This is a genomic window from Burkholderia sp. Bp9142 (assembly GCF_003853415.1).
In the GTDB taxonomy this organism is placed as follows: Bacteria; Pseudomonadota; Gammaproteobacteria; order Burkholderiales; family Burkholderiaceae; genus Burkholderia.
On sequence record NZ_QTPP01000030.1, the window covers coordinates 12,616 to 37,373 of the forward strand.

Genomic DNA, 24,758 nt, shown 5'->3' on the forward strand with positions numbered 1-24,758 from the left:
GTCTAGCGGAGCCCCCGCCGCCAGACTGTCATGCATGGTCATACGCGGTGCGGAAGCGAGCGGAAAGCGCCGGTCGAGGGCCGGCCGCACCACATGGGGTTCCCCGTGCCGCGCGGCCGGCGGCCAGATGCGACAAGGCCGGCGTCGCGTCGGAAGACGCCACGCCGGCCCGTGCGCGACGCGCGCCGCGGTCAGCCTTCCGCCATCATCAGCAGCTGCGCGCCGTCGGCAACCTGGTCGCCGACGCCGTACAGCACCTCCGCGACGACGCCCGCGCCCGGCGCGCCGATCGTGTGCTCCATCTTCATCGCCTCCATCACGATCAGCGGCGTGCCGGCCTCGACCTTCTGGCCCGGCTCGACCAGCACCGCGATCACCTTGCCGGGCATCGGCGCGGTCAGGCGGCCGCCGCCATGCTCGGCATCGCCTGCGTGCGCGAGCACGTTGCGCCATTCGAACGTCTCGGCGACACCCTGCGTGAACACGTGGAAACTGTCGCCGTCCGCATACACGCGGCCGCTGCTGCGCACGCCGTCGAGCGTCAGGTCGAAGTCGAGCGGCGTCGCGCCGCGCGTCCACGCGAACGGCTGCGCGGCCGCATCGCCGGTGGCGAGGCGCGCGCTGCCGCCGTCGTCCTCGTAGGTGACCGTCACGTCCGCTTCACGCTCGGGCGCATGCCATTCAAGCGTGCGGCGATAGCCGCCGTTCAGCCGCCAGTCCGGCAGCGCACGCCACGGCGACGCGCCCTCCCGTGCGGCCGCCCCGCGCTCGCGCGCGAGCAGCGCCGCGCAGGCCAGCGCGAGCGTCGCGCGCGGCGGCTGTTGCGGCGCGAACAGCACCTCGTGGTTGCGCTCGATCAGGCCCGTGTCGAGATCAGCGATCGCGAACGGCTTGCACGCCACGATCCGCTGCAGGAACGCGGCGTTCGTGTGCAGCCCGACCACTTCGCACGCGCGCAGCGCGCGCGACATCCGGCCGAGCGCTTCCTCGCGGTCCGCGCCATGCACGATCAGCTTCGCGATCATCGGATCGTAGAACGGCGTGATCGCGTCGCCTTCGCGCACGCCGCTGTCGACGCGCACCGGCGCGCCGATCGCGAACTCGACGCCTTCCGGCAGCCGCAGGTGCTTCAACGTGCCGGTGGACGGCAGGAAGCCGCGCGCCGGGTTCTCCGCGTAGAGACGCGCTTCGATCGCGTGACCCTGCACGCGCAGCTCGTCCTGCTTCAGCGGCAGCGGCTCGCCGGATGCGACGCGCAGTTGCCACTCGACGAGATCGAGCCCCGTGACCATCTCGGTGACCGGATGCTCGACCTGCAGCCGCGTGTTCATTTCCATGAAGTAGAACGCCTGGCCCGTCATGATGAACTCGACGGTGCCCGCGCCGACGTAGCCGACCGCGCGCGCGGCCGCGACGGCCGCCTCGCCCATCGCGCGACGGATGTCATCGTGCAGGCCCGGCGCCGGCGCCTCCTCGAGCACCTTCTGGTGACGGCGCTGCACCGAGCAGTCGCGGTCGAACAGGTAGACGGTGTTGCCGTGCGTGTCGCCGAACACCTGCACTTCGACGTGACGCGGGCGCGTCAGGTATTTCTCGATCAGCACGCGATCGTTGCCGAAGCTGCTTGCGGCCTCGCGCTGGCACGACGCGAGCGCCGCCGGGAAATCCTCAGAGCGCTCGACCACGCGCATCCCCTTGCCGCCGCCGCCCGCGCTCGCCTTCAGCAGCACCGGGTAGCCGATTTCGTCGGCTTCGCGATGCAGGTTGGCCACGTCCTGGTCGTCGCCGTGATAGCCGGGCACAAGCGGCACCGCAGCCGCATGCATCAGCGCCTTCGCGGCCGCCTTCGAGCCCATCGCCGCGATCGCGTCGACCGGCGGCCCGATGAACGCGATGCCGGCCGCTTCGCACGCGTGCGCGAAATCCTCGTTCTCCGACAGGAAGCCGTAGCCCGGGTGGATGGCCTGCGCGCCGGTCGCGCGCGCGGCCTCGATGATGCGCTCGATGCGCAGGTAGCTGTCCGCGGCCGCCGAGCCGCCGATGTGCACGGCTTCGTCGCATGCGGCGACGTGCTTCGCGTTCGCGTCCGCGTCGGAATAGACGGCGACGCTCGCGATCCCGAGACGTTTGCACGTCGCGGCGACGCGGCAGGCGATTTCGCCGCGATTGGCGATCAGAATCTTGTCGAACATGGCTTCGATGTCGTCCGGAAAGTTATTGGCACGCCGTCATTCACGCCACGACGGCGTGCGTTTCTCGAGGAAGGACGCGATCCCTTCGCGCGCTTCCGCGCCGGCGCGGGTCTTCGCGATCCAGTCGGCGGTCTGCTCGATCAGCGTCGCGTCGAGCGCGCGGCCGGCCACGTCGGCGACGAGCCGTTTGCACGCCGTCACCGCGTCGGGGCCGTTCGCGACGAGCGTCGCGGCCAGCTTCGCGACCGTTTCGTCGAGCGCGTCGGCCGGCACCGCGTCGTGAATGAAGCCGAGCGATGCCGCACGCGTGCTGTCGAACACTTCGGCCGTCGTGAAGTAGCGGCGCGCCGCGCGCTCGCCCATCGCGCGCACGACGTACGGCGCGATCGTCGCGGGGATCAGCCCGAGCCGCGCTTCCGACAGGCAGAACTTCACGCCATCGGCGGCGATCGCGATGTCGGCCGCCGCGACGAGACCCACCCCGCCCGCATACGCGTCGCCATGCACGCGCGCGATCACCGGCTTGCCGCAGCGATGGATCGCCTCGAGCATCCGCGCGAGCTTGCGCGCGTCGGCGCGGTTCTCGTCGTCCGAGTAACCGGCCATCTTCTTCATCCAGTTCAGATCGGCGCCCGCGCAGAACGCCGCGCCTTCCGCCGCGAGCACGACCGCGCGCACGCCGGCGTGCGCGTCGAGCCACTCGAACGCGGTGGTCAGCTCGGCGATCGTCGTCTCGTTGAACGCGTTGCGCACGTCGGGCCGTGCGAGCGTGACGGTCGCCACGCGGCCGGCTTCGCTTACCTTGATCGTTTCGTATCGCATCGGTCAGCCCTCCCGGCCGTTACATGCGGAACACGCCGAAGCGCGTGTCGTCGATCGGCGCGTTCATCGACGCGGCGAGGCCGAGCCCCAGCACGTCGCGCGTCTGCGCGGGGTCGATCACGCCGTCGTCCCACAACCGCGCGCTCGCGTAGTACGGATGCCCCTGGCGCTCGTACTGGTCGCGGATCGGCTGCTTGAACGCATCCTCGTCCTCAGCCGACCACGTGCCGCCCTTCGCCTCGATGCCGTCGCGGCGCACGGTCGCGAGCACGGACGCGGCCTGCTCGCCGCCCATCACCGAGATTCGCGCGTTCGGCCACATCCACAGGAAGCGCGGACCGAACGCGCGGCCGCACATCCCGTAGTTGCCCGCGCCGAACGAGCCGCCGATGATCACCGTGAACTTCGGCACCTTCGCGTTCGACACGGCCGTCACCATCTTCGCGCCATGGCGCGCGATGCCTTCGTTCTCGTACTTGCGGCCGACCATGAAGCCCGTGATGTTCTGCAGGAACACGAGCGGGATCTTGCGCTGGCAGCACAGCTCGATGAAGTGCGCGCCCTTCACGGCCGATTCGGAGAACAGGATGCCGTTGTTCGCGATGATCCCGACCGGATGGCCCCAGATGTGCGCGAAGCCCGTGACGAGCGTCGTGCCGAAGCGCGCCTTGAATTCGTCGAACTCGGAATCGTCGACGATGCGCGCGATCACCTCGCGCACGTCGAACGGCTTGCGCGTGTCGACCGGAATCACGCCGTACAGGCTCTTCGCGTCATGGCGCGGCGGCTTCGGTTCGCGCAGCGCCACCGGCGGCGCGATCTTCGGCGCGAGATGATCGACGATGCTGCGCGCGATCGACAGCGCATGCGCGTCGTTCTGCGCGAGATGGTCGGCCACGCCCGACAGGCGCGTGTGCACGTCGCCGCCGCCGAGATCCTCGGCGCTCACTTCCTCGCCGGTCGCGGCCTTCACGAGCGGCGGGCCGCCGAGGAAAATCGTGCCCTGGTTCTTCACGATGATCGACTCGTCGCTCATCGCCGGCACGTACGCGCCGCCCGCCGTGCACGAGCCCATCACGACCGCGATCTGCGCGATCCCCGCGGCGGACATCGTCGCCTGGTTGAAGAAGATGCGGCCGAAGTGGTCGCGATCGGGAAATACGTCGTCCTGGTTCGGCAGGTTCGCGCCGCCCGAATCGACGAGGTACACGCACGGCAGCCGGTTTTCCGCGGCGATTTCCTGCGCGCGCACGTGCTTCTTCACGGTGATCGGGTAGTAGGTGCCGCCCTTGACCGTCGCGTCGTTGCACACGATCACGCACTCGCGGCCCGCGATCCGGCCGATCCCGGTGATCACGCCCGCGCCGGGCGCGTCGTCGTTGTACATGCCGTTTGCCGCGAGCTGCGAGAACTCGAGAAACGGCGCGCCGGGATCGAGCAGTTGCGCGATGCGGTCGCGCGGCAGCAGCTTGCCGCGCGACAGGTGCTTGTCGCGCGCGGCCTGGCCGCCGCCTTGCGCGAGCTGTTCGATCTTCGCGCGCAGGTCGGCGACGACCGCCTCCAGCGCCGCGGCGTTCGCGCGGAAGTCTTCCGAACGCGGGTTCAGTTTCGATTCGATGATCGGCATCGACGGGGCTCCGTTCGCGTGACGTGGGGCGTTACATCGTTTCCGCGAACAGCTCGCGGCCGATCAGCATCCGGCGGATCTCGCTCGTGCCGGCGCCGATCTCGTACAGCTTCGCATCGCGCCACAGGCGACCGACCGGGTATTCGTTGATGTAGCCGTTGCCGCCGAGGATCTGGATCGCCTCGCCGGCCATCCACGTGGCCTTCTCCGCCGTGTAGAGGATCACGCCCGCGCAGTCCTTGCGCACCTGGCGAATATGGTCGCTGCCGGCCGAGTCGAGATGGCGGCCGACCGCGTACAGGTACGCACGGCATGCCTGGAACGTGGTGTACATGTCGGCGACCTTGCCCTGGATCAGCTGGAATTCGCCGATCGACTGGCCGAACTGCTTGCGGTCGTGGATATACGGGACCACCGCGTCGAGACACGCAGCCATGATGCCCGTCGGCCCGCCCGACAGCACCGCGCGTTCGTAATCGAGGCCGCTCATCAGCACCTTCACGCCGCCGTTGAGCTGGCCGAGGATGTTCTCCTCCGGCACTTCGACGTCCTGGAACACGAGCTCGCCCGTGTGCGACCCGCGCATGCCGAGCTTGTCGAGCTTCTGCGCGACCGAGAAGCCCTTCATCCCCTTCTCGACGATGAACGCCGTGATGCCGCGCGGGCCGGCGTCGATGTCCGTCTTCGCGTAGACGACGAGCGTGTCGCAGTCGGGGCCGTTGGTGATCCACATCTTCGTGCCGTTGAGCACGTAGCGGTCGCCACGCTTGTCCGCGCGCAGCTTCATGCTGACGACGTCGGAGCCCGCGTTCGGCTCGCTCATCGCGAGCGCGCCGATGTGTTCGCCCGACACGAGCTTCGGCAGGTACTTCTGCTTTTGAGCCTCGGTGCCGTTGCGGTGGATCTGGTTCACGCACAGGTTCGAGTGCGCGCCGTACGACAGGCCGATCGACGCCGACGCGCGCGAGATCTCCTCCATCGCGACCATGTGCGCGGTGTAGCCCATGTTCGCGCCGCCGTATTCCTCGGCCACCGTCATCCCGAGCACGCCGAGATCGCCGAACTTCTTCCACAGATCCATCGGAAACTGGTCGGTGCGGTCGACCTCCGCCGCGCGCGGGGTGATTTCCTTCGCCGCAAACGTCGCGACGGCGTCGCGCAGCATCTCGATGTCTTCACCGAGCATGAATTGCACGCCGGGCAGGTTGATCATGTCTCCTCCGTCTCCAGAAAGTGGGTCGCATGCGCCGATTTCTGAGTTTCGCTCAAATCGGATCAATGCGTCGATTCATTAAGCCAATACAGCGGAAATTTTGCACAGTTTCGCGCCTCGTCCGGCTTGGCGTCAATAGTTTTTTGAGTGACACTCAGATATCATTGCACCATGACAGCCGCCACCGCCGACACCATGACCGCCACCGCCAAAGCCGACCGCGCCGACCCGTCGCGCGCACCCGCCGGGCGCAAGTCCCAGCAGCGCGTGCAGGACATCCTGCGCGCCGGCCGTGAAGTGTTCGCCGAAAAGGGTTACGAGCATGCGACGGCCGCCGAGATCGCGCAGCGCGTCGGCGTGTCGGAGGCGACGGTGTTCAGCTACTTCCGCGGCAAGCGCGAGCTGTGCGCGCGCGTGATCGCCGACTGGTATGACGAAATCATTGCCGCGTTCGAACACGGGATGCCGCTGGAAGCGTCGGTGCAGCAGCAGTTCGCGTTCATCGTGCGCACGCACCTGCGGCTGATGCTGGTGAACGGCACGGGGCTGTGCGCGCTGGTGCTGTCGGAGGGGCGTGCGAAGCAGCATGCGCTGAGCGACGAGCTCACCGCGCTGCAGCGCCGCTATACGGCGCCGCTGATGGACGTGCTCGCGCGCGGCCAGGCGGCCGGGCAGGTGCGCGACGACATGCCGCTGAGCCTGCTGCGCTCGATGGTGTTCGGGCCGATCGAGCACGTGCTGTGGGATGCGATCCTCGGCCATCGCAAGCTCGATACGGAAACGACGGCCACGCAGCTGATCGACCTGCTGTGGGCGGCCGTGCAGCCGCCCGCACCGGAGCAGGCGGCGCTGGTGCGCTTCAGGAACGAGGTCGCGGAAGCCGTGCGGCGGCTGGACGGGGAAGCGTCACGCGCGTGACGCCGGCGCAGGCCCCGCCTGCCGCCCCGCCGCCGCTTCTCCTGCGTCTCGCGGGACCGGCCGCTACGAATCCTCGCTGACCCGCAGCGGCGCGCGGCTCTGCTCGTTGTTCAGATGGACGAACTTGCGCAACAGCCGCACCAGTTCCTGCGCGTCCTCCTCTCCCATGCCTTCGAACAGGCCGGCACGCAGCTCCTTCACCGACGGAATCAGGTGCGTGAGCAGTTCCACGCCCGTGGGCGTCAGCAGCAAGCGCCGCTGACGCCGCGGCAGCACTTCGCGAACGATCAATCCTTTCGCTTCGAGCCGGACCGCGAGGTCCGCGGTCGTCGACGTGTCGAGCGCCACCCGCTGCGCGAGCGTCACCTGGTCGAGCCCCGGGCACTCGTAGAGCATCCGCAGGACCGCGTACTGCACGGGCGTCACGTCCCGGCCCAGCTTCTCGTAGAACATCGCGACCGCGATCTGGTGCGCGCGCCGGATCAGGTGCCCGGGTTCGTCGTACAGATCGAGCGGGAAAGCGGGCGCGTCGGCGGGATTCGGTTTTTCCATGAATGAGTCGATGACATAGGCGGCGCACGCCGCTGCGTGCGCCGACGGCATGGCGCTGCCTCGCGCCATTTCCCGGGAAAACCAGTATACCGCCCGCCTTGCCCGAGCCCATCTCAATGAGTACACTGAATCACATTCAGTACACGGAATGACGAGATGCCGCGTACCGGCGGCACCGCCCTGAAGGAGACGATGAACGTGTTTCTCAAGAACGCTTGGTATGTGGCATGCACCCCCGATGAAATCGACGGCAAGCCGCTGGGTCGCAAGATCTGCAACGAATCGATGGTGTTTTACCGTGCGGCGGACGGCCAGGTCGCGGCGCTCGAGGATTTCTGCCCGCACCGCGGCGCGCCGCTGTCGCTGGGATTCGTGCGCGACGGCGTGCTCGTGTGCGGCTATCACGGGCTGGAAATGGGCTGCAACGGCAAGGCGGCCGGCATGCCGGGCCAGCGCGTCGGCGGCTTTCCGCCGATCCGCAGCTTCCCCGTCGTCGAGCGCCACGGATTCGTCTGGGTGTGGCCGGGCGATGCGTCCGAAGCCGATCCCGGCAAGCTGCCCACGCTGTCGTGGGCCGAGGATCCGGCCTGGGCGCACGGCGGCGGCCTGTATCACATCCGCTGCGACTACCGGCTGATGATCGACAACCTGATGGACCTCACGCACGAAACGTACGTGCATGCGACGAGCATCGGCCAGAAGGAAATCGATGAAGCGCCGCCGAAGACGACCAGCAACGGCGACGAAGTCGTCACCAGCCGCTTCATGGAGAACGTGATGCCGCCGCCGTTCTGGCAGATGGCGCTGCGCGGCAATGGCCTCGCCGACGACGTGCCGGTCGACCGCTGGCAGATCTGCCGCTTCACGCCGCCGAGCCACGTGATGATCGAGGTGGGCGTCGCGCATGCGGGCCACGGCGGCTACGACGCGCCGGCCGACGTGAAGGCGTCGTCGATCGTGGTCGACTTCATCACGCCCGAGACGGACACCTCGATCTGGTATTTCTGGGGGATGGCGCGCAACTTCCGGCCCGACGATCACGCGCTGACCGCCGAGATCCGCGAAGGCCAGGGCAGGATCTTCGCCGAGGATCTCGAGATGCTCGAGCGCCAGCAGCTCAACCTCGAGCAGTGGCCGGACCGCAAGCTGCTCAAGCTCAACATCGACGCCGGCGGCGTGCTGTCGCGCAAGGTGATCGAGCGGCTGCTCGCCGACGAAGACGCGTCGCGGCCGCAGCGGCCCGTGATTCCGGTCGCGCAGATCAAGGAGGCGTCATGAGCACGGCGACGCTGACTGTCCGGGTGGCCCGCAAGTGGCAGGAAGCGCGCGACATCTGCGGTTTCGAATTCGTCAGCGACGACGGTTCGCCGTTGCCGCGCTTCGACGCCGGCGCCCATATCGACGTGCATTTGCCGGGCGGGCTCGTGCGCCAGTATTCGCTGTGCAACCACCCGGAGCATGGCGATCGCTATCAGATCGCGGTGCTGCGCGATGCCGGGGGCCGGGGCGGGTCACGCGCCATTCACGACGAAGTCCGGCAAGGCGACACCGTGCGGATCGGCATCCCGCGCAATCAATTTCCGCTCGCGCCCGACGCACCGCACCACCTGTTGCTTGCGGGCGGGATCGGCGTCACGCCGATTCTGTGCATGGCGGAACGGCTGTTCTCGTCCGGCATGCCGTTCGACCTGCACTACTGCGCACGCTCGACCGACCGCATGGCCTTCGTCGAGCGGATCAACGCAGCCGGGTTCCATGATCGCGCCCGCTTCCACGTCGACGACGGCGCCCCCGCGCAACGCTTCGACCTGGCCGCCGTGCTCGCCGCGGCGCCCGAAGGCACACACCTGTATGTATGCGGCCCGCGCGGCTTCATGGATGCGGTACTGAGCGCGGCGCGCGAGCGCGACTGGGGCGACGCGCGGCTGCACTACGAGTTCTTCGGCGGCGCGGTTGCATCGTCCGGCGCGGATCGCGCGTTCCAGGTCCGGATCGCGAGCAGCGGCAAGGTGATCGACGTGCCGGCCGAATGCACGGTCGTCGCGGCGCTGGCAGCCAACGGCGTGGACGTGCTGACGTCGTGCGAGCAAGGCGTATGCGGCACCTGCGTGACGCGCGTGCTGCAAGGCGAGCCCGATCATCGCGATTCGTACCTGACGGAAGCGGAACAGGCGGCAGGCGACCAGTTCATGCCGTGCTGTTCGCGATCGCGAACCGACCTGCTGGTACTCGATCTGTAGACGGACCGCGCGACGCGCGGCGGCAAACCACAATATTGGAGACGATCCATGGCGCATCACGCCCCATCACCGATCAACCGTACTCAATTCCCGCTCGACCGATGGTGGGTCGCCGCGCTGTCGTCCGAACTGACGGACAAGCCCGTCGCCCGCACGCTGCTCGGCCGCCCGGTCGTCCTGTTCCGGTTGCCGTCCGGGGAAGTCGGCGCGCTGGAGGATCGCTGCTGCCACAAGTCGCTGCCGCTGTCGTGCGGCTCGCTCGAAGCGCGCGGCCTGCGCTGCGGCTATCACGGGCTGCTGTTCGACCGCGGCGGCGCGTGCGTGGAGATTCCCGGGCAGGACCGGATTCCGGCGAAGGCATGCGTGTCGTCGTATCCGGTGCAGGAACAGGATGCGATCGTGTGGATCTGGATCGGTGCCGACGCGCACGCTCGACCGACCTGCGCGCCGCCGCGCTATGCGTTCCACACGGATCCGCAATACCGGTTCGGCGGCGGCAACTACCATTACGACGCACCATATCAGCTGATTCACGACAACCTGATGGACCTGAGCCACCTCGGCTATGTCCACCTGAAAACGATCGGCGGCAACGCACCGTTGCACATGGGCGCGGACACCCGCGTCAGCACCGACGGCGACACGGTGACGCTGGTCCGCCGGATGCCGGATTCCGACCCGCCGCCGACCTACACGGCCGCGTGGCCGTTCGCGGGCCGCGTCGATCGCTGGCAGGAAATCGAATTCCACGTGTCGCACATCCGGATCTGGACCGGTGCGATGGACGCCGGCACCGGCGACCTGCACGATCCGGCGCGCGGCGGCTTTCACATGCGCGGCTTCCACGGCATCACGCCCGAAACGGAAACGACGACGCACTACTTCTGGACCGTCGCGACCAATCCGCAGCACGACATCGACCGCGTCGCGCAGACGGTCATCGAGCAATCCGCGGCCACGTTCGACGAGGACAAGACCGTGATCGAAGCGCAATACCGGAATCAGCTGCGGTTTCCGGACGGCGGCCAGATCGACATTCATGTCGACGCGGGCCCCAATCGCGCGCGGCGCGTGATCGAGCGGCTGCTGCTGCAACCCGAACCCGCGTAACCATCGCGCCGGCACGCGAGCGACGCCCGCCGGTCGCAGCGGGCGTTTCGCGGGTTGCTCGTCAGCCCACGCAATCGCTTTCGTCCCATTCGCTACGGCAGCGCCTCGATTTCATCCCATTCAATTAGTCATACTATTCTTATGAAGGATCTTTGACGTGAGCGCAAATATCCGCAATACGATCGACGCCTCCCCGATGAGCGCGTTCCAGACCATGGCGGTCACGGCCTGCGTCGTGCTGAACATGCTCGATGGCTTCGACGTGCTGGCCATCGCGTTTGCCGCGCCGCATCTGGCGGCCGAGTGGAAACTGAGCGGCAAGGAAATCGGCCTGCTGCTGAGTGCCGGGCTGGCCGGCATGGGCATCGGCTCGGTGCTGATCGCGCCGCTGGCCGACCGCGTCGGCCGCCGCCGCATCATCCTCTTCTGCCTCGCCGTGATCTCGACCGGGATGCTGGCCTGCGCGGCCACGCACGGAACGCTGCAACTCGCGGTCGCGCGTGCCTATACGGGGCTCGGCATCGGCGGCATGCTGGCGAGCCTGACCGTCATCAGCGGCGAGTACGCATCGAACAAATGGCGCAGCGCCGCGATCGGCATGCAGTCGACCGGCTACGCGATCGGCGCCACCGCCGGCGGCGTCATTGCCGGTTACCTGCTGTCGAAGTGGGGATGGCGCAGCGTGTTCGCGTTCGGCGGCATCCTGACCTTGATGTCGATCCCGATGGTGCTCGCGCTGCTGCCGGAATCGCTCGACTTCCTGCTGGCGCGGCGTCCCGACAACGCGCTGCAGAAAATCAACCGCATCCTCGCGAGAATGAAGCGCGCGCCGATCGACACGCTGCCGGCCGCGACCGCTTCCGTCGACACGGCGAACCCCGCATCGACCTGGACGGCCGTGCTGCGCGCACCGCTCACGCGCCGCACGATCGCGCTGTGGATCGCGTTCTTTCTCGTGATGGGCAGCTTCTACTTCGTCGTGAGCTGGACGCCGAAGCTGCTGGTCCAGGCCGGGCTGTCGGCCTCGCAGGGCGTGACCGGCGGCGTGCTGCTCAATCTCGGCGGCATCGCGGGCGCCTCGCTCTTCAGCCTGCTGTCGACGCGGTTCGGCCTGCGCAACCTGCTGGGCGCGACGCTGCTGCTGGGCGGCGCATTGATGGTCGTGTTCGGCGCGAACACCGGCTCGCTCGGCATCGGCATGACGGTCGCGGTCTTCCTCGGCGCCGCGATCAATGCGTGCGTGGCCGGCATGTATGCGCTGTCGCCGACGCCGTATCCGGCCGAGATCCGCACGACCGGCATCGGTCTCGCGGTCGGCATCGGCCGCCTCGGCGCGATCCTGTCGCCGATGACGGTCGGCGCGCTGCTGGACGACGGCTGGTCCGTGTCCCATCTCTATCTCGCCTTCCTCGTGCCGATGGCCGGCGCGGCGATCGCCGTCGCCGTGGTGGGCGCGCGTGCCGCGGCGCCGCGCCGGCAACGCGATCCGGCGATGTCGTAACGCGCGACGCCCGCGGTCCTGCCGATGCCCGTCGGCATCCCGGAGATGTCCGGCGCAATAAAAAAATCGATAAGCATATCTACATACTGTTTGGAGACAGCCATGAAAACGAAACTGGGCGTCGCGGTCGCGACGGCGATGGCGCTGGCCGGACCAGCCTGTGCGCAAGGCAGCGTCACGCTGTACGGGATCATCGATACCGGCGTGTCCTACTACAACAACGCCGCGCACGGCGGGTCGTTCACCGGGATGCCGACGCTGACCGGCGAGGTGCCGTCACGCTGGGGCCTGAAAGGCACGGAGGATCTCGGCGGCGGCTACCAGGCCTTCTTCGTGCTCGAAAACGGCTTCCAGCCCGGCACCGGCGCATTGAACTATGGCGGGCGCCTGTTCGGGCGGCAGGCGAACGTGGGCGTGAACAGCCCGTTCGGCGCGCTGACCCTCGGCCGCCAGATGAACATGTCGATGATCGTGCTGACCAACGCCGACGTGATCGGCCCGTCGATTCATTCGATGGCGGATTTCGACTCCTATCTGCCGAACGCGCGCAGCGACAATGCGATCGGCTACAAGGGCACGTTCCACGGCGTGACGCTCGGCGCCACCTACAGCTTCGGCCGCGACGCGGCCGGGCCGGCAGGACCGTCGGCGACGGGCTGCGCCGGGCAGGTGCCCGGCGACATCGTCGCGTGCCGCCAGTACACGGCGATGATCGCCTACGACGCGAGCAGTTTCGGGCTGGCCGCATCGCACGACGTGATGCGCGGCGGCGGCGGCGCGCTCGCGCCGCTGAACAATCCGGCGTACACCGACACGCGCGACATCGTCGCCGGCTATGTGAAGATCGGCCCCGCGAAACTCGGCGCCGGGTGGATCCACCGCAACCTCGCGGCGGCCGCACACCTGCAGGCCGACATCGTGTTCGCAGGCGGCACGTACTACGCGACGCCCTATCTCGCGCTCGACCTCCAGGGCGTACGCTACCTGCAACGCCGCGAAACCAGCGAAGGCACGAACGCCACGCTGCTCGTCGGCCGCGCGAACTATTTCCTGTCGAAGCGGACGACCGTCTATACGTCGGTGGGCTACATGTTCAACAGCACGCTGGCCGCGAACGCGGTCGCCGCCGGCGGGACGGTCGGCACCGGGATGAACCAGCTCGGCGTGATGGCCGGCATCCAGCAGAAGTTCTGACGATCCGGGCAGCGCCGTTCCGGGCGGCTCGCCGTCGCCCGCGAACCGCGTGTGCCCGGCGTCAGCCTTCCAGCCGGCAGTGTGCCAGCTTCAGCCCCGGCAACACGGGGGCGTCGATATAGCCTTCGTTCAGGCAACTGAACCGGAAAGCCGCCGACGTAACGAACGGCTTGATCTCGCCGCCGGGGAATTTCGGCTTCAGCGCAGCCTGGTCGGCCGCATCGAAGTGCGTGTCGAACTGTTCGCCGTCGGCCGTCAGCGCGCCGAAGTACGTGCCACCCGGGTCGCCGCCCATCCGGATCACGGCGCCGACGAACGCGAGGCGCTTGCCGTCGTATTTCGTCTTCGCGGCGGCCATGTCCTGCGTATAGGCCTCGATCACGGCGCCGTAGTGCGCATCGATCGCGGGCTCGGCCGCATGGCCGGCCTGCTGAATGCCTGCCAGCGCGGCGCATGCCGCAAGTGCGGCCGCCGCGAACGGCGCGGAAAACTTTTTCATGGGGATGGTCTCTCCCGTCAACCGTGGTGGTTGAAGTGATTGAAGGCGCTGCGCCGGCTGCCCGGAGCGGCACGCCAGATACCTTCGCTGCCGTTTAATCGTTCGAATCGTGGCACACGGCTGCGATCACTTCACCGCCCGCACGGTCGACTGCGGTGCGCGACGCCGCGCTGCACGCGACGTGACAGAAAGATGACATGGTGCGGCCCCCGGCTCTCGATGAATTTCACTGCGTCTGTTTTTGGCCGCTACGGTAGCAGACGGCCGGCGGCCCGGCAATCGCGCTTCACGGTCCGCATCGGCCTCATTCCAATTGCAAATGATTCCCATTACCTATATCATTCGCGACCTGCCGCCGTGATCCAGCAATGCGCCGCGGCCCGCCCTCATCCTTAGCACTCCGTCACTCACCGATTCATGCCATCCCGTCGACCGCCCCGCCGCGCGCGGACCTTGCGCCCGTGGCGCGCGAGCCTGCCTGCCCTGATCACCCTTTGCGTCGCAAGCGGCGCGCATGCGGATGCCGAACCTGCCGCGGCGGCATCGGCGGCCCCGTCCACGTCGACGCCCGCACCGCCCGAACGCGAACTGCCGACGATCAGCGTCAGCGCATCGGCGGTCGCCGATCCGACCGTCGGCTACCAGCCGCGCACCAGCAGCATCGCCGGCGGCGACGATCGCCCGGTCAAGGAGATCCCGCAGTCCGTCGCGGTGGTCAGCAGCAGCGTGATGCAGGACCAGCAGGCGCGCTCGCTCGACGACGTGCTCGGCAACATCAGCGGCGTCACGCAGACCAACACGCTCGGCGGCACGCGCGACGCGTTCATCAAGCGCGGTTTCGGGTCGAACAACGACGGCTCCGTGCTCGTCGACGGCGTGCGCACGCCGGTGCTGCACAGCTATCTCGCGACGATCGACCGCGTCGAGGTGCTGAAGGGCCCGGCTTCGCTGCTGTATGGCATGCAGGACCCGGGCGGCGTGATCAACCTCGTCACGCGCAAGCCGGAAGACACCTTCGGCGGTTCGATCTCGGCCTCGCGCACGAGCCACGGCGGCAGCAGCGCCCAGTTCGACCTGACCGGCCCGCTCGGCAAGCCGGGCCAGGTCGCGGGCGGCACGCTCGCGTTCCGCCTCACCGGCGAATACGACACGAGCCGCTACTGGCGCAGCTTCGGCCGCGAGCGCAACGCGCTGATCGCGCCTGCGCTGTCGTGGCACGACGCGAACACGTCGATCGACGTCAGCTACCAGTACGTCGACTACACGACGCCGTTCGATCGCGGCACCGTGCTCGTAAACGGCCACCTCGACGATGCGCTGCGCTATCGCCGCTACGAGGAAGCGTGGGCGCAAAGCAGCGGGATCCAGGAAACGCTCCGCGCGCGCGTCGAGCACCGCTTCTCCGACGCGTGGCGCGTGCGTGCGACCTACGGCTGGGGCCGCGACCGCTACGGCCAGTACATCACCCGCGCGACCGCCTTCAACAGCACGACCGGCGCGCTGTCGCGCTCGTCCGACGCGAACCTCGGGCGCAACGATTCCGACCAGATCGCGACGCTCGGCCTGCTCGGCAACCTGACACTCGCGGGGATGAGCCACGCGCTCTACATCGGCGGCGAATACGAGCGGCAGCGCAGCTTCCGCGGCGACACGATCCGCGGCACGGCGACCAAGGGCTTCGATCTCTACGATCCCGTCTACGGCCTGCTCGCGCCGGGCGGCACGGCGAACGCGAAGCAGAGCGATTCGCGGTCGTTGGTCCACACGTATTCGATGATCGTGCAGGACTCGGTGAAGATCACCGACCGGCTCACCGCGGTCGGCGGGCTGCGCTGGGAGGACTGGCAGCAGGAATCGGGGATGGGGCGTCCGTTCGTGTTCGCCGACCGCTCGCACGGCAACGTGTGGCTGCCGCAGTTCGGGCTCGCGTATGCGCTCACGCCGTCGCTGACCGCGTATGCGAACGTGAGCCGCTCGTTCAAGCCGAACGTCGCGTCGAATGTGGTCTCGCCGCTCGCACCGGAATTCGGCCGCGTGCTGGAAGCCGGCCTGAAGTTCAGCCTGAAGCCCGGCATCACCGGCACGCTCGCGGCCTACCAGATCGACAAGCGCAACGTCGCGGTGACCGTCGGCGACATCACGTCGACGATCGGCACCGCGCGTTCACGCGGGATCGAACTCGACGTCGCGGGGCAGCTCACGCGGCACCTGAGCCTGATCGGCAGCTACGCGTACACGAACGCGAACGATCGCGACAGCAACACGCCGCTCGTCAACGTCGCGCGCCACACGGGCAGCCTGTTCGCGGTGTACGACACGGCGATCGCGAACCTGCCCGGACGCTGGCGCTTCGGCGGCGGCGCGCGGCTCGTCGGCGCGCGGCCCGGCGACACCGCGAACAGCTTCACGCTGCCCGGCTACGTGACCGTCGATGCGTTCGCGGCCTATGAAACGACGATCGGCAAGTTCCCGACGCGCATCCAGCTCAACGTGAAGAACCTGCTCGACAAGACCTACTATCCGTCGAGCAACAGCAACCTGATCGTCGCGGTCGGCGAGCCGCGGCTCGTCACGCTGACGACGACGGTGTCGTTCTGACCACCCTCGCGCGGACGGCTGCGGCCTGGCTCGCGGCTAGGTGTACGGTCCCGAATTTTCATGGTGCAATTCTCTCTTCGGAATGGAAAGATGCACTATGGGCCAAGTTCTTCACGGAAGCGCCACAACGACAGAGGCGATCCGTCGAGCAATACAAGGTAGTCAAGAGAGCCTGAGAAAGCTGGCTAAGCGCTATGGAATCAACCAGAAGACTGTTTCGAAGTGGAAGAAACGGCCCTCAATTTCTGATCTTCCAGCAGGTCCCCGGAAGCCGAAATCTACCGTGCTCTCGACGGAGGACGAGGCAATCATCGTCGAGTTTAGGCAGCGCACGCTGCTGCCGCTCGATGACTGCCTCTATGCGCTCCAGCCGACAATCCCGCTTTTAACGCGTTCTTCATTGCATCGCTGCCTTCAACGTCATGGCATCTCTCGTTTGCCTGAGGTCGAGGGCAGCAAACCCACGAAGAAAAAGTTCAAGCGTTATCCAATCGGCTACTTCCACATCGATATTGCCGAAGTGCAGACAGCCGAAGGGAAGCTGTATCTGTTCGTTGCGATCGACCGCACCAGCAAATTTGCTTTTATCGAGGTGCATCGACAGGCGGGGAAGCAAGAGGCGGCTCGGTTTCTACAAAATCTCATCAAGGCCGTTCCCTACAGGCTCCACACGATACTGACCGACAACGGCATTCAGTTCACGAATCGTGCCCGAGACCGTTACGCCTTCGAGCACATCTTCGGCCGCACATGTAGGGAGAGCGGCATTGAGCATCGACTGACCAAGGTCAAGCATCCCTGGACGAATGGTCAGGTCGAGAGAATGAATCGCACCATCAAGGAAGCGACCGTCAAGCGCTATCACTACGAGACTCACAATCAGCTTGAGATCCATCTTCACGACTTCATTCAGGCATACAACTTCGCACGCCGCCTGAAGACTCTCAAGGGGCTTACCCCCTATGAATACATCTGCAAGATCTCGACAGCAGAGCCGAAAAGATTCATTCTTGATCCGCTCCATCAAATGCCGGGACTAAACACCTAGTCCGCCGTGGGCGGGCAGACCCGGTAGAACACGACACTGCACAACGCCAGGAAGCCCGCCAGAATCATCATCCCGGTCCGCAGGCCCGCATAGCCGATGATCATCGCGCCCAGAATGCCGGACAGGCTCCCGCACGCGTTGATCAGCGCGAAGCCGGCCGCCGCCGCCGGGCCGGACAGCACGCGCCCCGGCAGCGTCCAGTAGATCGGCATCAGCGACAGGATGCCCGACGTCGCGACGGTCAGCATCACCAGCGCGAGCCAGAAGTTGTCGTGCGCGATCGTCGCGACGAACAAGCCGATCGCGGCCAGCGCGACGGGCACCACGCCGTGCCGCCGCAGCCGTCCGGATTGCTCCGCGCGCTTCGCATTCACGTACATGCAGATCGCTGCGACGCCGAACGGGATGGCCGTCAGCAACCCGACGTTCAGGCTGTTCGCAACGCCCGCATCGTGAAACAGCGTCGGCATCCAGAACGTCAGGCCATAGAACCCGGTGTTGAACAGGATCATCACGACGATCAGTGCATAGATCTTCGGCGAGCGGAATGCATCGGCCACGCGATGCGACTTGAAGGCCGCCTCCGTCGCGACGTTCGCCTCGATGATCTGCTTCTCGCGCGGCGTCAGCCAGTCCACGTCGGCCGGCCTGTTTCTCAGCAGCATCAGGATGACGACGCCCAGCACCACCGACGGCAGCCCTTCCAGCAGGAACAGCCACTGCCACCCGTGGATCCCCGCCACGCCGCCCATCGTCTCCATGATCGCGCCGGACAGCGGCGCGCCGAACACGACGGCGATCGGCAACGCCATCAGGAACAGCGAGTACATGCCGCTCTGGCGCCGGGCCGGCAGCCACGTGTTCGTGTAGTACATCACGCCCGGGACGAAGCCGGCCTCGCAGACGCCCAGCAGGAACCGCAGCGAATAGAACGCGGCTTCGTTCCTCGAGAAGACCATCAGGATCGACACGATCCCCCAGGTGATCATGATCCGCGCGATCCATGCCCGCGCGCCGACACGCCGCAGGATCAGGTTGCTCGGAATCTCGAACAGCATGTAGCCCCAGAAGAACACGCTCGCACCGAGGGCGAACGACGCATTCGTCAGACCGAAATCGGCCGCCATCTGCAATTTCGCGAACCCGATGTTGACGCGGTCCAGGTACGACATGATGAAACCGAGGAAGAACAGCGGGACGATCCTCAGTATCACTTTCCGGTACAACGCGTCTTCGTTCCGTGCCTCGATACCTGCGTCCAGCGCAAGCGCGACATCCGCCCTCATGGTCAGTTCTCCCGATGAAAACAACCGTCTCTGCAGCAACAGGGGTGATTCGTCAGTCCGTTCCGGCGCGCCCGCCGTCGTGTCGTCAGCGCTGCGGCGACGCCCGCCGCTCCGCGAGCGCGAGCACGTCGGCCCAGATCCCGTCGTCGACGGCGATGCCGTGCTGCCGCTGTTCGATCCGCGTGCGCAGCGCGCTCTGCCCCGGATAGAGCACTTCCTTGCTGTCTTCCGCGAGCTCGGACGTGTTCACGTAGTCCGCCACGCCGTCGGCCACGTGGTTCGTGAAGGCTTCGCCGCCGAGCTTGCGCGGGTCGATCACGATGAAGACCTGCGAGCACCCGGTGCAGCTTCCCTGCTGAATCGCATCGATCCCGTTCGTCGCGAGCCCTTCGGACAACACCGCAGCCAGCACGTCGAGCATGATCGCGAATCCCGAACCCTTCCAGTAGCCCATCGGCAAGATCCGCATCGACGCTTCGATCGGGCCGGGCTCGGCGGTCAGCTTCCCGTCGCGGTCGAAGCCGGCGGGAAACGGCATGGTCTTCCCCTTGAGGCGGGTGGCCTGCAGCTTGCCGTACGAGTACTGCGACATCGCCATGTCGAGCACGATATGGCCGCGGTCCCGCGGCACCGCCATCACGAACGGGTTGTTACCGACGCGCGTGTTCTTGCCACCCCAGCCGGGCATGCAGGATTCGGTGTTGGTCCAGCAGATCGCGATGTAGCCGCGCTCGGCCGCGTGCCACCCATAGGTGCCGCCCCGCATCCAGTGGGTCGCGTTGCGCATCGCCACGATGCCGACGCCTTGCGCGTCGGCGATCTCGATGGCCCGGTCGGTCGCGGACAGCGCATTGAGAATGCCTGGCCCGCGCTGGCCGTCGCAGACCTCGATCGCGCCGAACTGCTTGACGCGCTCGCGCGCTCCGTCGATGTTCACCCACCCTTTGACGAGATAGTCGACGAATCGCGCCACGCGATTGATGCCGTGCGAATTGACGCCGTCACAGGTCGATTCGGTATGCACCCTCGCACAGATTTCGGCGTCGCGTTCGCGCATGCCGGCGTTCACGAACGCCGCATGGATTGCACGCTGCATTTCCTCGAAGGGAATCCGGGTCACGATGCATGTCTCCTGATATTGGATGTGGGTGTCTCCGATCCCGAACCTGCCCTCGACACGGCGCGCGGGATTCGCGCCGCCCGGCTCGCCCGCGGCGAGCGATCGCGTCATGCGGCCGGGATGGCGCGCCACGCGCGACGCATCCCGGCCGGCGACACGAACCGGTATCAGCCGCCCGCGAAATCGAGCAGGATCTTGCAGCTTTTCTCCGGATTGCGCTCGGCCATCTCGAACGCCCGCGCGACGTCGCGAAAGCCAACCTTGTGCGTGACGATGTGCTCGGGCTGGATCAGTCCGCGGCCAATCCAGTCAATCACCTGCGGGAACATCCCGCAATTGAGCCGCGATGCGGCGAGCGTCAGCTCCTTCTTCGTCAGCTCCGCCTGCACGATCGCCGACGGCTCCGACGAAAATCCGAGCACGCCGATCCGGCCCGCCGGCGCGGCGATCCTCACCGCCTCCTCGAGAATCGACGGATGGCACACCGCATCGAAGATCAGCGTCGGGCCGCCGTCGACACCGCGCTGCTCCAGCGCGTCGGGCAGCGACTCGACGCTCGTGTTGATGATCTCGTCCTCCGCCGCGCCGCACTTGCGCGCGAGTTGCAGACGCGCGTCGAGCCGGTCGGTGATGAACGCGCGAATCCCGTACACGCGCTTGAGCACCTGCAGGATCGTCAGCCCGACGGTGCCGGCGCCATAGATCAGCGCGACATCGCCCGGCAGCACGCCGGTGCGCGAGGTCGCGTTCGCGGCCACCGCGAACGGCTCGATGATCGCCGCGCAGGTGTCGGCGATCGCGTCCGGAATCCGGTACGCGTTGCCGGCCGGCACGCACGTGTACTGGCTGAAGCCGCCGTCGCGATGCACGCCGAGCACGCTCAGGTGCCGGCACACGTTGCGCCGGCCGATCGTGCACGCGTGGCAATGCCCGCAGCTGATCACCGGATCGACCGCGACGGTCTCGCCGAGCCGCGCGGCATCGACGCCCGCGCCGACCGACTCGATCGTGCCGACGAATTCATGGCCGATGATGCGCGGGTACGACACGAACGGATTCTTGCCGTGAAAGATGTGCAGGTCCGACCCGCAGATGCCCGCATAGCGCACCTTCACGCGCACTTCGCCGGCGGCGGGCACGGGCAGCGGCACCTCGCGCACGCCCATGCTGTTCGGACGATCGACAACGACGCTCAACATTTCGGTTCTCTCCTTCGGATCTTCGGCGCTCACCAGTTCCACATCGAGCCGTCGCGCAGCCGGGCGACCGGCAGGTACGCGCGCTCGTACGGATATTTCGCGGCCAGCGTCTCGTCGATGTCGACGCCGAGGCCCGGCACGTCGTCCATCACGAGATAGCCGTCCTCGAAGCGGTAGCTGTGCGGGAACACTTCATCGGTCAGCGGGCTGTGCGGCATCAGTTCCTGGATACCGAAGTTCGGCGCCCATAGCCCGAAGTTCACGGCCGCCGCCATGCAGACGGGCGACAGGTCGGTCGCGCCGTGGAAGCCGGTGCGCACCTGGTACATCGCCGCGTAGTCGGCAATGCGCCGCACGTGCGTGATGCCGCCCGCGTGCACGATCGTCGCGCGGATGTAGTCGATCAGCTGGTCGCGGATCAGGTCCTTGCAATCCCAGATCGAGTTGAACACCTCGCCGACCGCGAGCGGCGTCGTCGTGTGCTGGCGGATCAGGCGGAACGCGTCCTGGTTCTCCGCGGGCGTCGCGTCCTCGAGCCAGAACAGGCGATGCGGCTCGAGATCGCGGCCGAGCCGCGCGGCCTCGATCGGCGTGAGCCGGTGATGCGCGTCGTGCAGCAGGTGCGGCGCATCGCCGACCGCGTCGCGCACCTTGCGGAACAGGTCCGGCGTATGGCGCAGGTAAAGCGCGGTGTCCCACGGCTCCTCGGGCGGCAGCCCCTTCTCGGCGGGCTCGTACGCGCCGGCCGTCTTGCCGACGCCGTATACCTTGTCGAGCCCCGGCACGCCCGACTGCACGCGGATCGCGCGATAGCCGGCCTCGATGTGCGCGCGCACCGCGTCGACCGCTTCCTCGTGATCGCGCCCGTTTGCGTGGCCGTACACCATCAGGCCGTCGCGGCTCTTGCCGCCGAGCAGCTGGTAGACGGGCATGCCCGCGAGCTTGCCCAAGATGTCCCACAGCGCCATGTCGATCGCGGCGATCGCCGTCATCGTCACGGGCCCGCGCCGCCAGTACGCGCCGCGATACAGGTATTGCCAGATGTCCTCGATGTTGCGCGGGTCGCGGCCGACGAGGCACGGGAACACGTGGTCCTCCAGGTACGCACGCACCGCGAGCTCGCGCCCGTTGAGCGTCGCGTCGCCGAGGCCGTAGACGCCCTCGTCGGTCACGATCTTCACCGTCACGAAGTTCCGGCCCGGACACGTGACGATGGTCTGCAAGCGTTCGATTTTCACTGCGCTCCTCCAGCGGGCGTTTCAGATGTCAGTCGACAAAGTAATGGGGCGCGCGGCTGCGCACTTCCGGCAGATGCGAGCCGATCCGGTCAACGTGCGCCGCGACCGATGCGCCGAGCAGCGCCATGTTGCGCGACGCGATGTGCGCGAGGATCTGCTCGTGTTCCTGCAGCGCGCGCCGCGCGTGATCCTCGACGCGGTCGAGCAGCAGCCAGCGCACGCGGTCGAACTGGCGCTTCATCGGCTGCAGCATTTCCCACACGTGCGGCCGGCCCGCGAACGCGAACATCCGGCCGTGCATCGCCTCGTCGAGCGCGAAGAACGCTTCGACATCGCCGGCGTCCACGGCCGCGCGCTGCGCGTCGATGATCCGCGACAACTCCGCGAGCTGCGCCGGCGTGATCTTCTGCGCGAGCTCGACGTGGTTCGCGCATTCCAGCGTGCTGCGCGCGAAGCGCCCTTCCTCGAGGATCGACACCGGAATCGGCGCGACCAGCGTGCCGACCTTGCGGATGATCTGCACGAGCCGCTCGTCGGCAAGCTGCGCGAACGCTTCGCGCACCGGCGTGCGGCTGACCTTGATCGTCGTGGAGATCACCGCCTCCGACAGCGCGGTGCGCGGCGGCAGCGCGCCGCGCACGATCGCGTGGCGCAGCAGCGCATGCACCTGCTCCGTATACGACCGGCTCTCGTCCAGCGAGAACCCCTGCAACGCCGTGACCACGACGTCCGCTTCTTCCAGTGCTGCCGTTTCGCTCATGGTTGCGATTGATCCGACTCGATATCGATATCTACCATGGTACATAAATGGCTAAACTCAGGCGATCTAGCGTTTACACCGATAACTTCGACGTGAAACTCGAAATAACCTGCACGCATTCCGCCATCTACCATGGTACAAACCGTTACCGATCCCCATGTCATCCGCCCCCGATTTCCTGAACACCGCGCCGCCCGGCACGCGCCGCCCCGGCTATGACCGGCGGGCGGTCCGCACCGGCATCGTCCATCTCGGCCTCGGCGCGTTCCATCGCGCGCACCAGGCGCTGCATACGGAAACGGTGCTCGAACAGGGCGATCTGCGTTGGGGCATCGTCGGCGTCGAGTTGCGGCGGCGCCATACCGTCGACCTGCTCGCCGCGCAGGATCACCTGTACACGGTGACCGAACGCGACGGCCACGGCGCACGCACGCGCATCGTCGGCGCGGTGCACGACGCGCTGTTCGCGCCCGAATCGCTGCCCGCGCTGCTCGCGCTGATCGCCGATCCGGCCGTGTCGATCGTCAGCCTGACCGTGACCGAGAAAGGCTATTGCCGCCGTCCCGGCGGCGGTCTCGATGCCGACGATCCCGCGATCCGGCAGGATCTCGCGACGCCCGACACACCGCGCACCGCGCTCGGCGTGATCGCGGCCGGCCTGCGCCTGCGGCCGGCCCATGCACCGCTGACCGTCGTCTGCTGCGACAACATGACGTCGAACGGCGACACGCTGCGCGCGCTGCTGATCGACTACGTGCAACGCATCGACGGCGCGCTCGCGCGGCGCATCCGCGACGACGTCGCGTTCCCGAACAGCATGGTCGACCGGATCGTGCCGGCCGCGACGCCCGAATCGCTCGACTGGGCGCACGCGCATCTCGGCGCGCGCGACGCGGCCGCGATCGTCTGCGAGCCGTTCTCGCAATGGGTGATCGAGGATCGCTTCGCCGGCCCGCGCCCGCGCTGGGAAGACGCCGGCGCGCACCTCGTCGGCGACGTGCGGCCCTACGAAACGATGAAGCTGCGGCTGCTGAACGGCTCGCATTCGGCAATCGCGTATGCGGGGCAATTGCGCGGCCGCGCGACCGTGTCGGATGCGATGGCCGATCCGGCGATCGCGGCACTCGTCGACGGCGTGATGACGCGCGACCTGCTCGCGACCGTCGACGTGCCGTCCGGTTACGACGCGCACGGCTATTGCGCGACGCTCGTGCAGCGCTTCCGCAATCCGACGCTCGCGCATCGCACCGAACAGATCGCGATGGACGGCACGCAGAAGGTGCCGCTGCGCTGGCTGCCGGCACTCGGCGAAAGCGCGGCGGCCGGCGTCGAGCGCCCGTACCTGGAACGCGCGCTCGCGCTGTGGCTGCACTACGTCGCCACCGCGCGCGACGAAGCGGGCCGCGCACTCGCGATCAGCGATCCGGGCGCGGCCGCGCTCGGCGCGACGCTGTCTGATGCCGGCGATGCAACCGGCGCGGTTCGGGCCGCACTCGGCAGCACGGCGCTCGCCGGTTCGACGGCGTGGCCCGATGCGTTGATCGCGCGTGTCGGTGCGCATCTGTCGATGCTGCGCACGCATGGCACCGACGCGCTGCTCGCGCCGCTGCACGCGCGCTGAACGAACGCTCACCCCGATTC

General features: G+C 67.4%; 20 protein-coding genes. 9 read left to right on the plus strand and 11 right to left on the minus strand.

Features of this window, described 5'->3' with window-relative positions; genetic code table 11:
* Positions 1-191 precede the first annotated feature (191 nt).
* Genes DIE22_RS27175 through DIE22_RS27190 form a run of 4 tightly spaced genes read right to left on the minus strand, consistent with a single transcriptional unit; the run spans position 192 to position 5,854 of the window.
* Complete coding sequence (locus DIE22_RS27175) at positions 192-2,192, minus strand: acetyl/propionyl/methylcrotonyl-CoA carboxylase subunit alpha (RefSeq protein WP_124494948.1); 2,001 nt, start codon at positions 2,190-2,192, stop codon at positions 192-194.
* Positions 2,193-2,228: 36 nt separating this feature from the next.
* A complete protein-coding gene (locus DIE22_RS27180) occupies positions 2,229-3,014 on the minus strand; it encodes an enoyl-CoA hydratase/isomerase family protein (RefSeq protein WP_124494946.1) in 786 nt (261 codons plus the stop codon).
* Between the two features lie 19 nt (positions 3,015-3,033).
* A complete protein-coding gene (locus tag DIE22_RS27185) occupies positions 3,034-4,641 on the minus strand; it encodes a carboxyl transferase domain-containing protein (RefSeq protein ID WP_124494944.1) in 1,608 nt (535 codons plus the stop codon).
* 31 nt (positions 4,642-4,672) lie between these two features.
* Positions 4,673-5,854 carry an isovaleryl-CoA dehydrogenase gene (locus DIE22_RS27190; RefSeq protein ID WP_059599720.1) on the minus strand — a complete coding sequence of 394 codons (1,182 nt, stop codon included), beginning with the start codon at positions 5,852-5,854 and terminating at the stop codon, positions 4,673-4,675.
* A 171-nt stretch (positions 5,855-6,025) separates the two neighbouring features.
* Here DIE22_RS27190 and DIE22_RS27195 point away from each other — a divergent pair, with 171 nt between their 5' ends.
* The gene (locus DIE22_RS27195; RefSeq protein WP_124494943.1) at positions 6,026-6,772 is read left to right on the plus strand and encodes a TetR/AcrR family transcriptional regulator; all 747 of its coding nucleotides are present in this window, start codon (positions 6,026-6,028) and stop codon (positions 6,770-6,772) included.
* 63 nt (positions 6,773-6,835) lie between these two features.
* Here DIE22_RS27195 and DIE22_RS27200 read toward each other — a convergent pair whose 3' ends face one another.
* The gene (locus DIE22_RS27200) at positions 6,836-7,324 is read right to left on the minus strand and encodes a MarR family winged helix-turn-helix transcriptional regulator (protein ID WP_124494941.1); all 489 of its coding nucleotides are present in this window, start codon (positions 7,322-7,324) and stop codon (positions 6,836-6,838) included.
* Between the two features lie 198 nt (positions 7,325-7,522).
* On the opposite strand from DIE22_RS27200, the gene DIE22_RS27205 reads away from it, so the two are divergent.
* The 5 genes from DIE22_RS27205 (at position 7,523) to DIE22_RS27225 (ending at position 13,369) form a co-directional block, all read left to right on the plus strand.
* Positions 7,523-8,602: an aromatic ring-hydroxylating dioxygenase subunit alpha gene (locus DIE22_RS27205; protein ID WP_124495382.1), complete on the plus strand. Its 1,080-nt coding sequence runs from the start codon at positions 7,523-7,525 to the stop codon at positions 8,600-8,602.
* Positions 8,599-9,564, plus strand: a complete 966-nt coding sequence (locus tag DIE22_RS27210; RefSeq protein ID WP_124606493.1) for a PDR/VanB family oxidoreductase — start codon at positions 8,599-8,601, stop codon at positions 9,562-9,564. The genes DIE22_RS27205 and DIE22_RS27210 overlap by 4 nt, the downstream gene beginning before the upstream one ends.
* Before the next feature lie 48 nt (positions 9,565-9,612).
* Positions 9,613-10,674: a Rieske 2Fe-2S domain-containing protein gene (locus DIE22_RS27215; protein WP_124606494.1), complete on the plus strand. Its 1,062-nt coding sequence runs from the start codon at positions 9,613-9,615 to the stop codon at positions 10,672-10,674.
* 157 nt (positions 10,675-10,831) lie between these two features.
* Positions 10,832-12,175 (plus strand): MFS transporter, encoded by a 1,344-nt coding sequence (locus DIE22_RS27220; protein ID WP_124606495.1) that lies wholly within the window; start codon positions 10,832-10,834, stop codon positions 12,173-12,175.
* A gap of 102 nt (positions 12,176-12,277) precedes the next feature.
* The gene (locus DIE22_RS27225; protein WP_124606496.1) at positions 12,278-13,369 is read left to right on the plus strand and encodes a porin; all 1,092 of its coding nucleotides are present in this window, start codon (positions 12,278-12,280) and stop codon (positions 13,367-13,369) included.
* A gap of 61 nt (positions 13,370-13,430) precedes the next feature.
* Here DIE22_RS27225 and DIE22_RS27230 read toward each other — a convergent pair whose 3' ends face one another.
* Positions 13,431-13,868: a hypothetical protein gene (locus tag DIE22_RS27230; RefSeq protein WP_124606497.1), complete on the minus strand. Its 438-nt coding sequence runs from the start codon at positions 13,866-13,868 to the stop codon at positions 13,431-13,433.
* Positions 13,869-14,285: 417 nt separating this feature from the next.
* Between DIE22_RS27230 and DIE22_RS27235 the strand changes: the two genes are divergently transcribed.
* On the plus strand, positions 14,286-16,466 hold the full coding sequence (locus tag DIE22_RS27235) for a TonB-dependent siderophore receptor (protein WP_124606498.1): 2,181 nt from the start codon (positions 14,286-14,288) through the stop codon (positions 16,464-16,466).
* A 97-nt stretch (positions 16,467-16,563) separates the two neighbouring features.
* Entirely contained in the window at positions 16,564-17,514 is a 951-nt protein-coding gene (locus DIE22_RS27240) for an IS481 family transposase (RefSeq protein WP_124606499.1), read from the plus strand.
* On the opposite strand, the gene DIE22_RS27245 is transcribed toward DIE22_RS27240, so the two are convergent.
* The 5 genes from DIE22_RS27245 to DIE22_RS27265 form a co-directional block, all read right to left on the minus strand.
* Positions 17,511-18,800: an MFS transporter gene (locus DIE22_RS27245; protein ID WP_124606500.1), complete on the minus strand. Its 1,290-nt coding sequence runs from the start codon at positions 18,798-18,800 to the stop codon at positions 17,511-17,513. The two genes, DIE22_RS27240 and DIE22_RS27245, sit on opposite strands and share 4 nt — an antisense overlap.
* Before the next feature lie 85 nt (positions 18,801-18,885).
* On the minus strand, positions 18,886-19,920 hold the full coding sequence (yiaK, locus tag DIE22_RS27250) for a 3-dehydro-L-gulonate 2-dehydrogenase (RefSeq protein ID WP_124494925.1): 1,035 nt from the start codon (positions 19,918-19,920) through the stop codon (positions 18,886-18,888).
* A gap of 167 nt (positions 19,921-20,087) precedes the next feature.
* Positions 20,088-21,119 (minus strand): Zn-dependent oxidoreductase, encoded by a 1,032-nt coding sequence (locus tag DIE22_RS27255; protein ID WP_124494923.1) that lies wholly within the window; start codon positions 21,117-21,119, stop codon positions 20,088-20,090.
* A gap of 29 nt (positions 21,120-21,148) precedes the next feature.
* Positions 21,149-22,357 carry a D-mannonate dehydratase ManD gene (gene manD / locus DIE22_RS27260; RefSeq protein WP_124494921.1) on the minus strand — a complete coding sequence of 403 codons (1,209 nt, stop codon included), beginning with the start codon at positions 22,355-22,357 and terminating at the stop codon, positions 21,149-21,151.
* Positions 22,358-22,385: 28 nt separating this feature from the next.
* Entirely contained in the window at positions 22,386-23,117 is a 732-nt protein-coding gene (locus DIE22_RS27265) for a GntR family transcriptional regulator (protein ID WP_124494919.1), read from the minus strand.
* A gap of 157 nt (positions 23,118-23,274) precedes the next feature.
* On the opposite strand from DIE22_RS27265, the gene DIE22_RS27270 reads away from it, so the two are divergent.
* Positions 23,275-24,738 (plus strand): mannitol dehydrogenase family protein, encoded by a 1,464-nt coding sequence (locus DIE22_RS27270; protein WP_124606501.1) that lies wholly within the window; start codon positions 23,275-23,277, stop codon positions 24,736-24,738.
* The last annotated feature ends 20 nt before the right edge of the window (positions 24,739-24,758 follow it).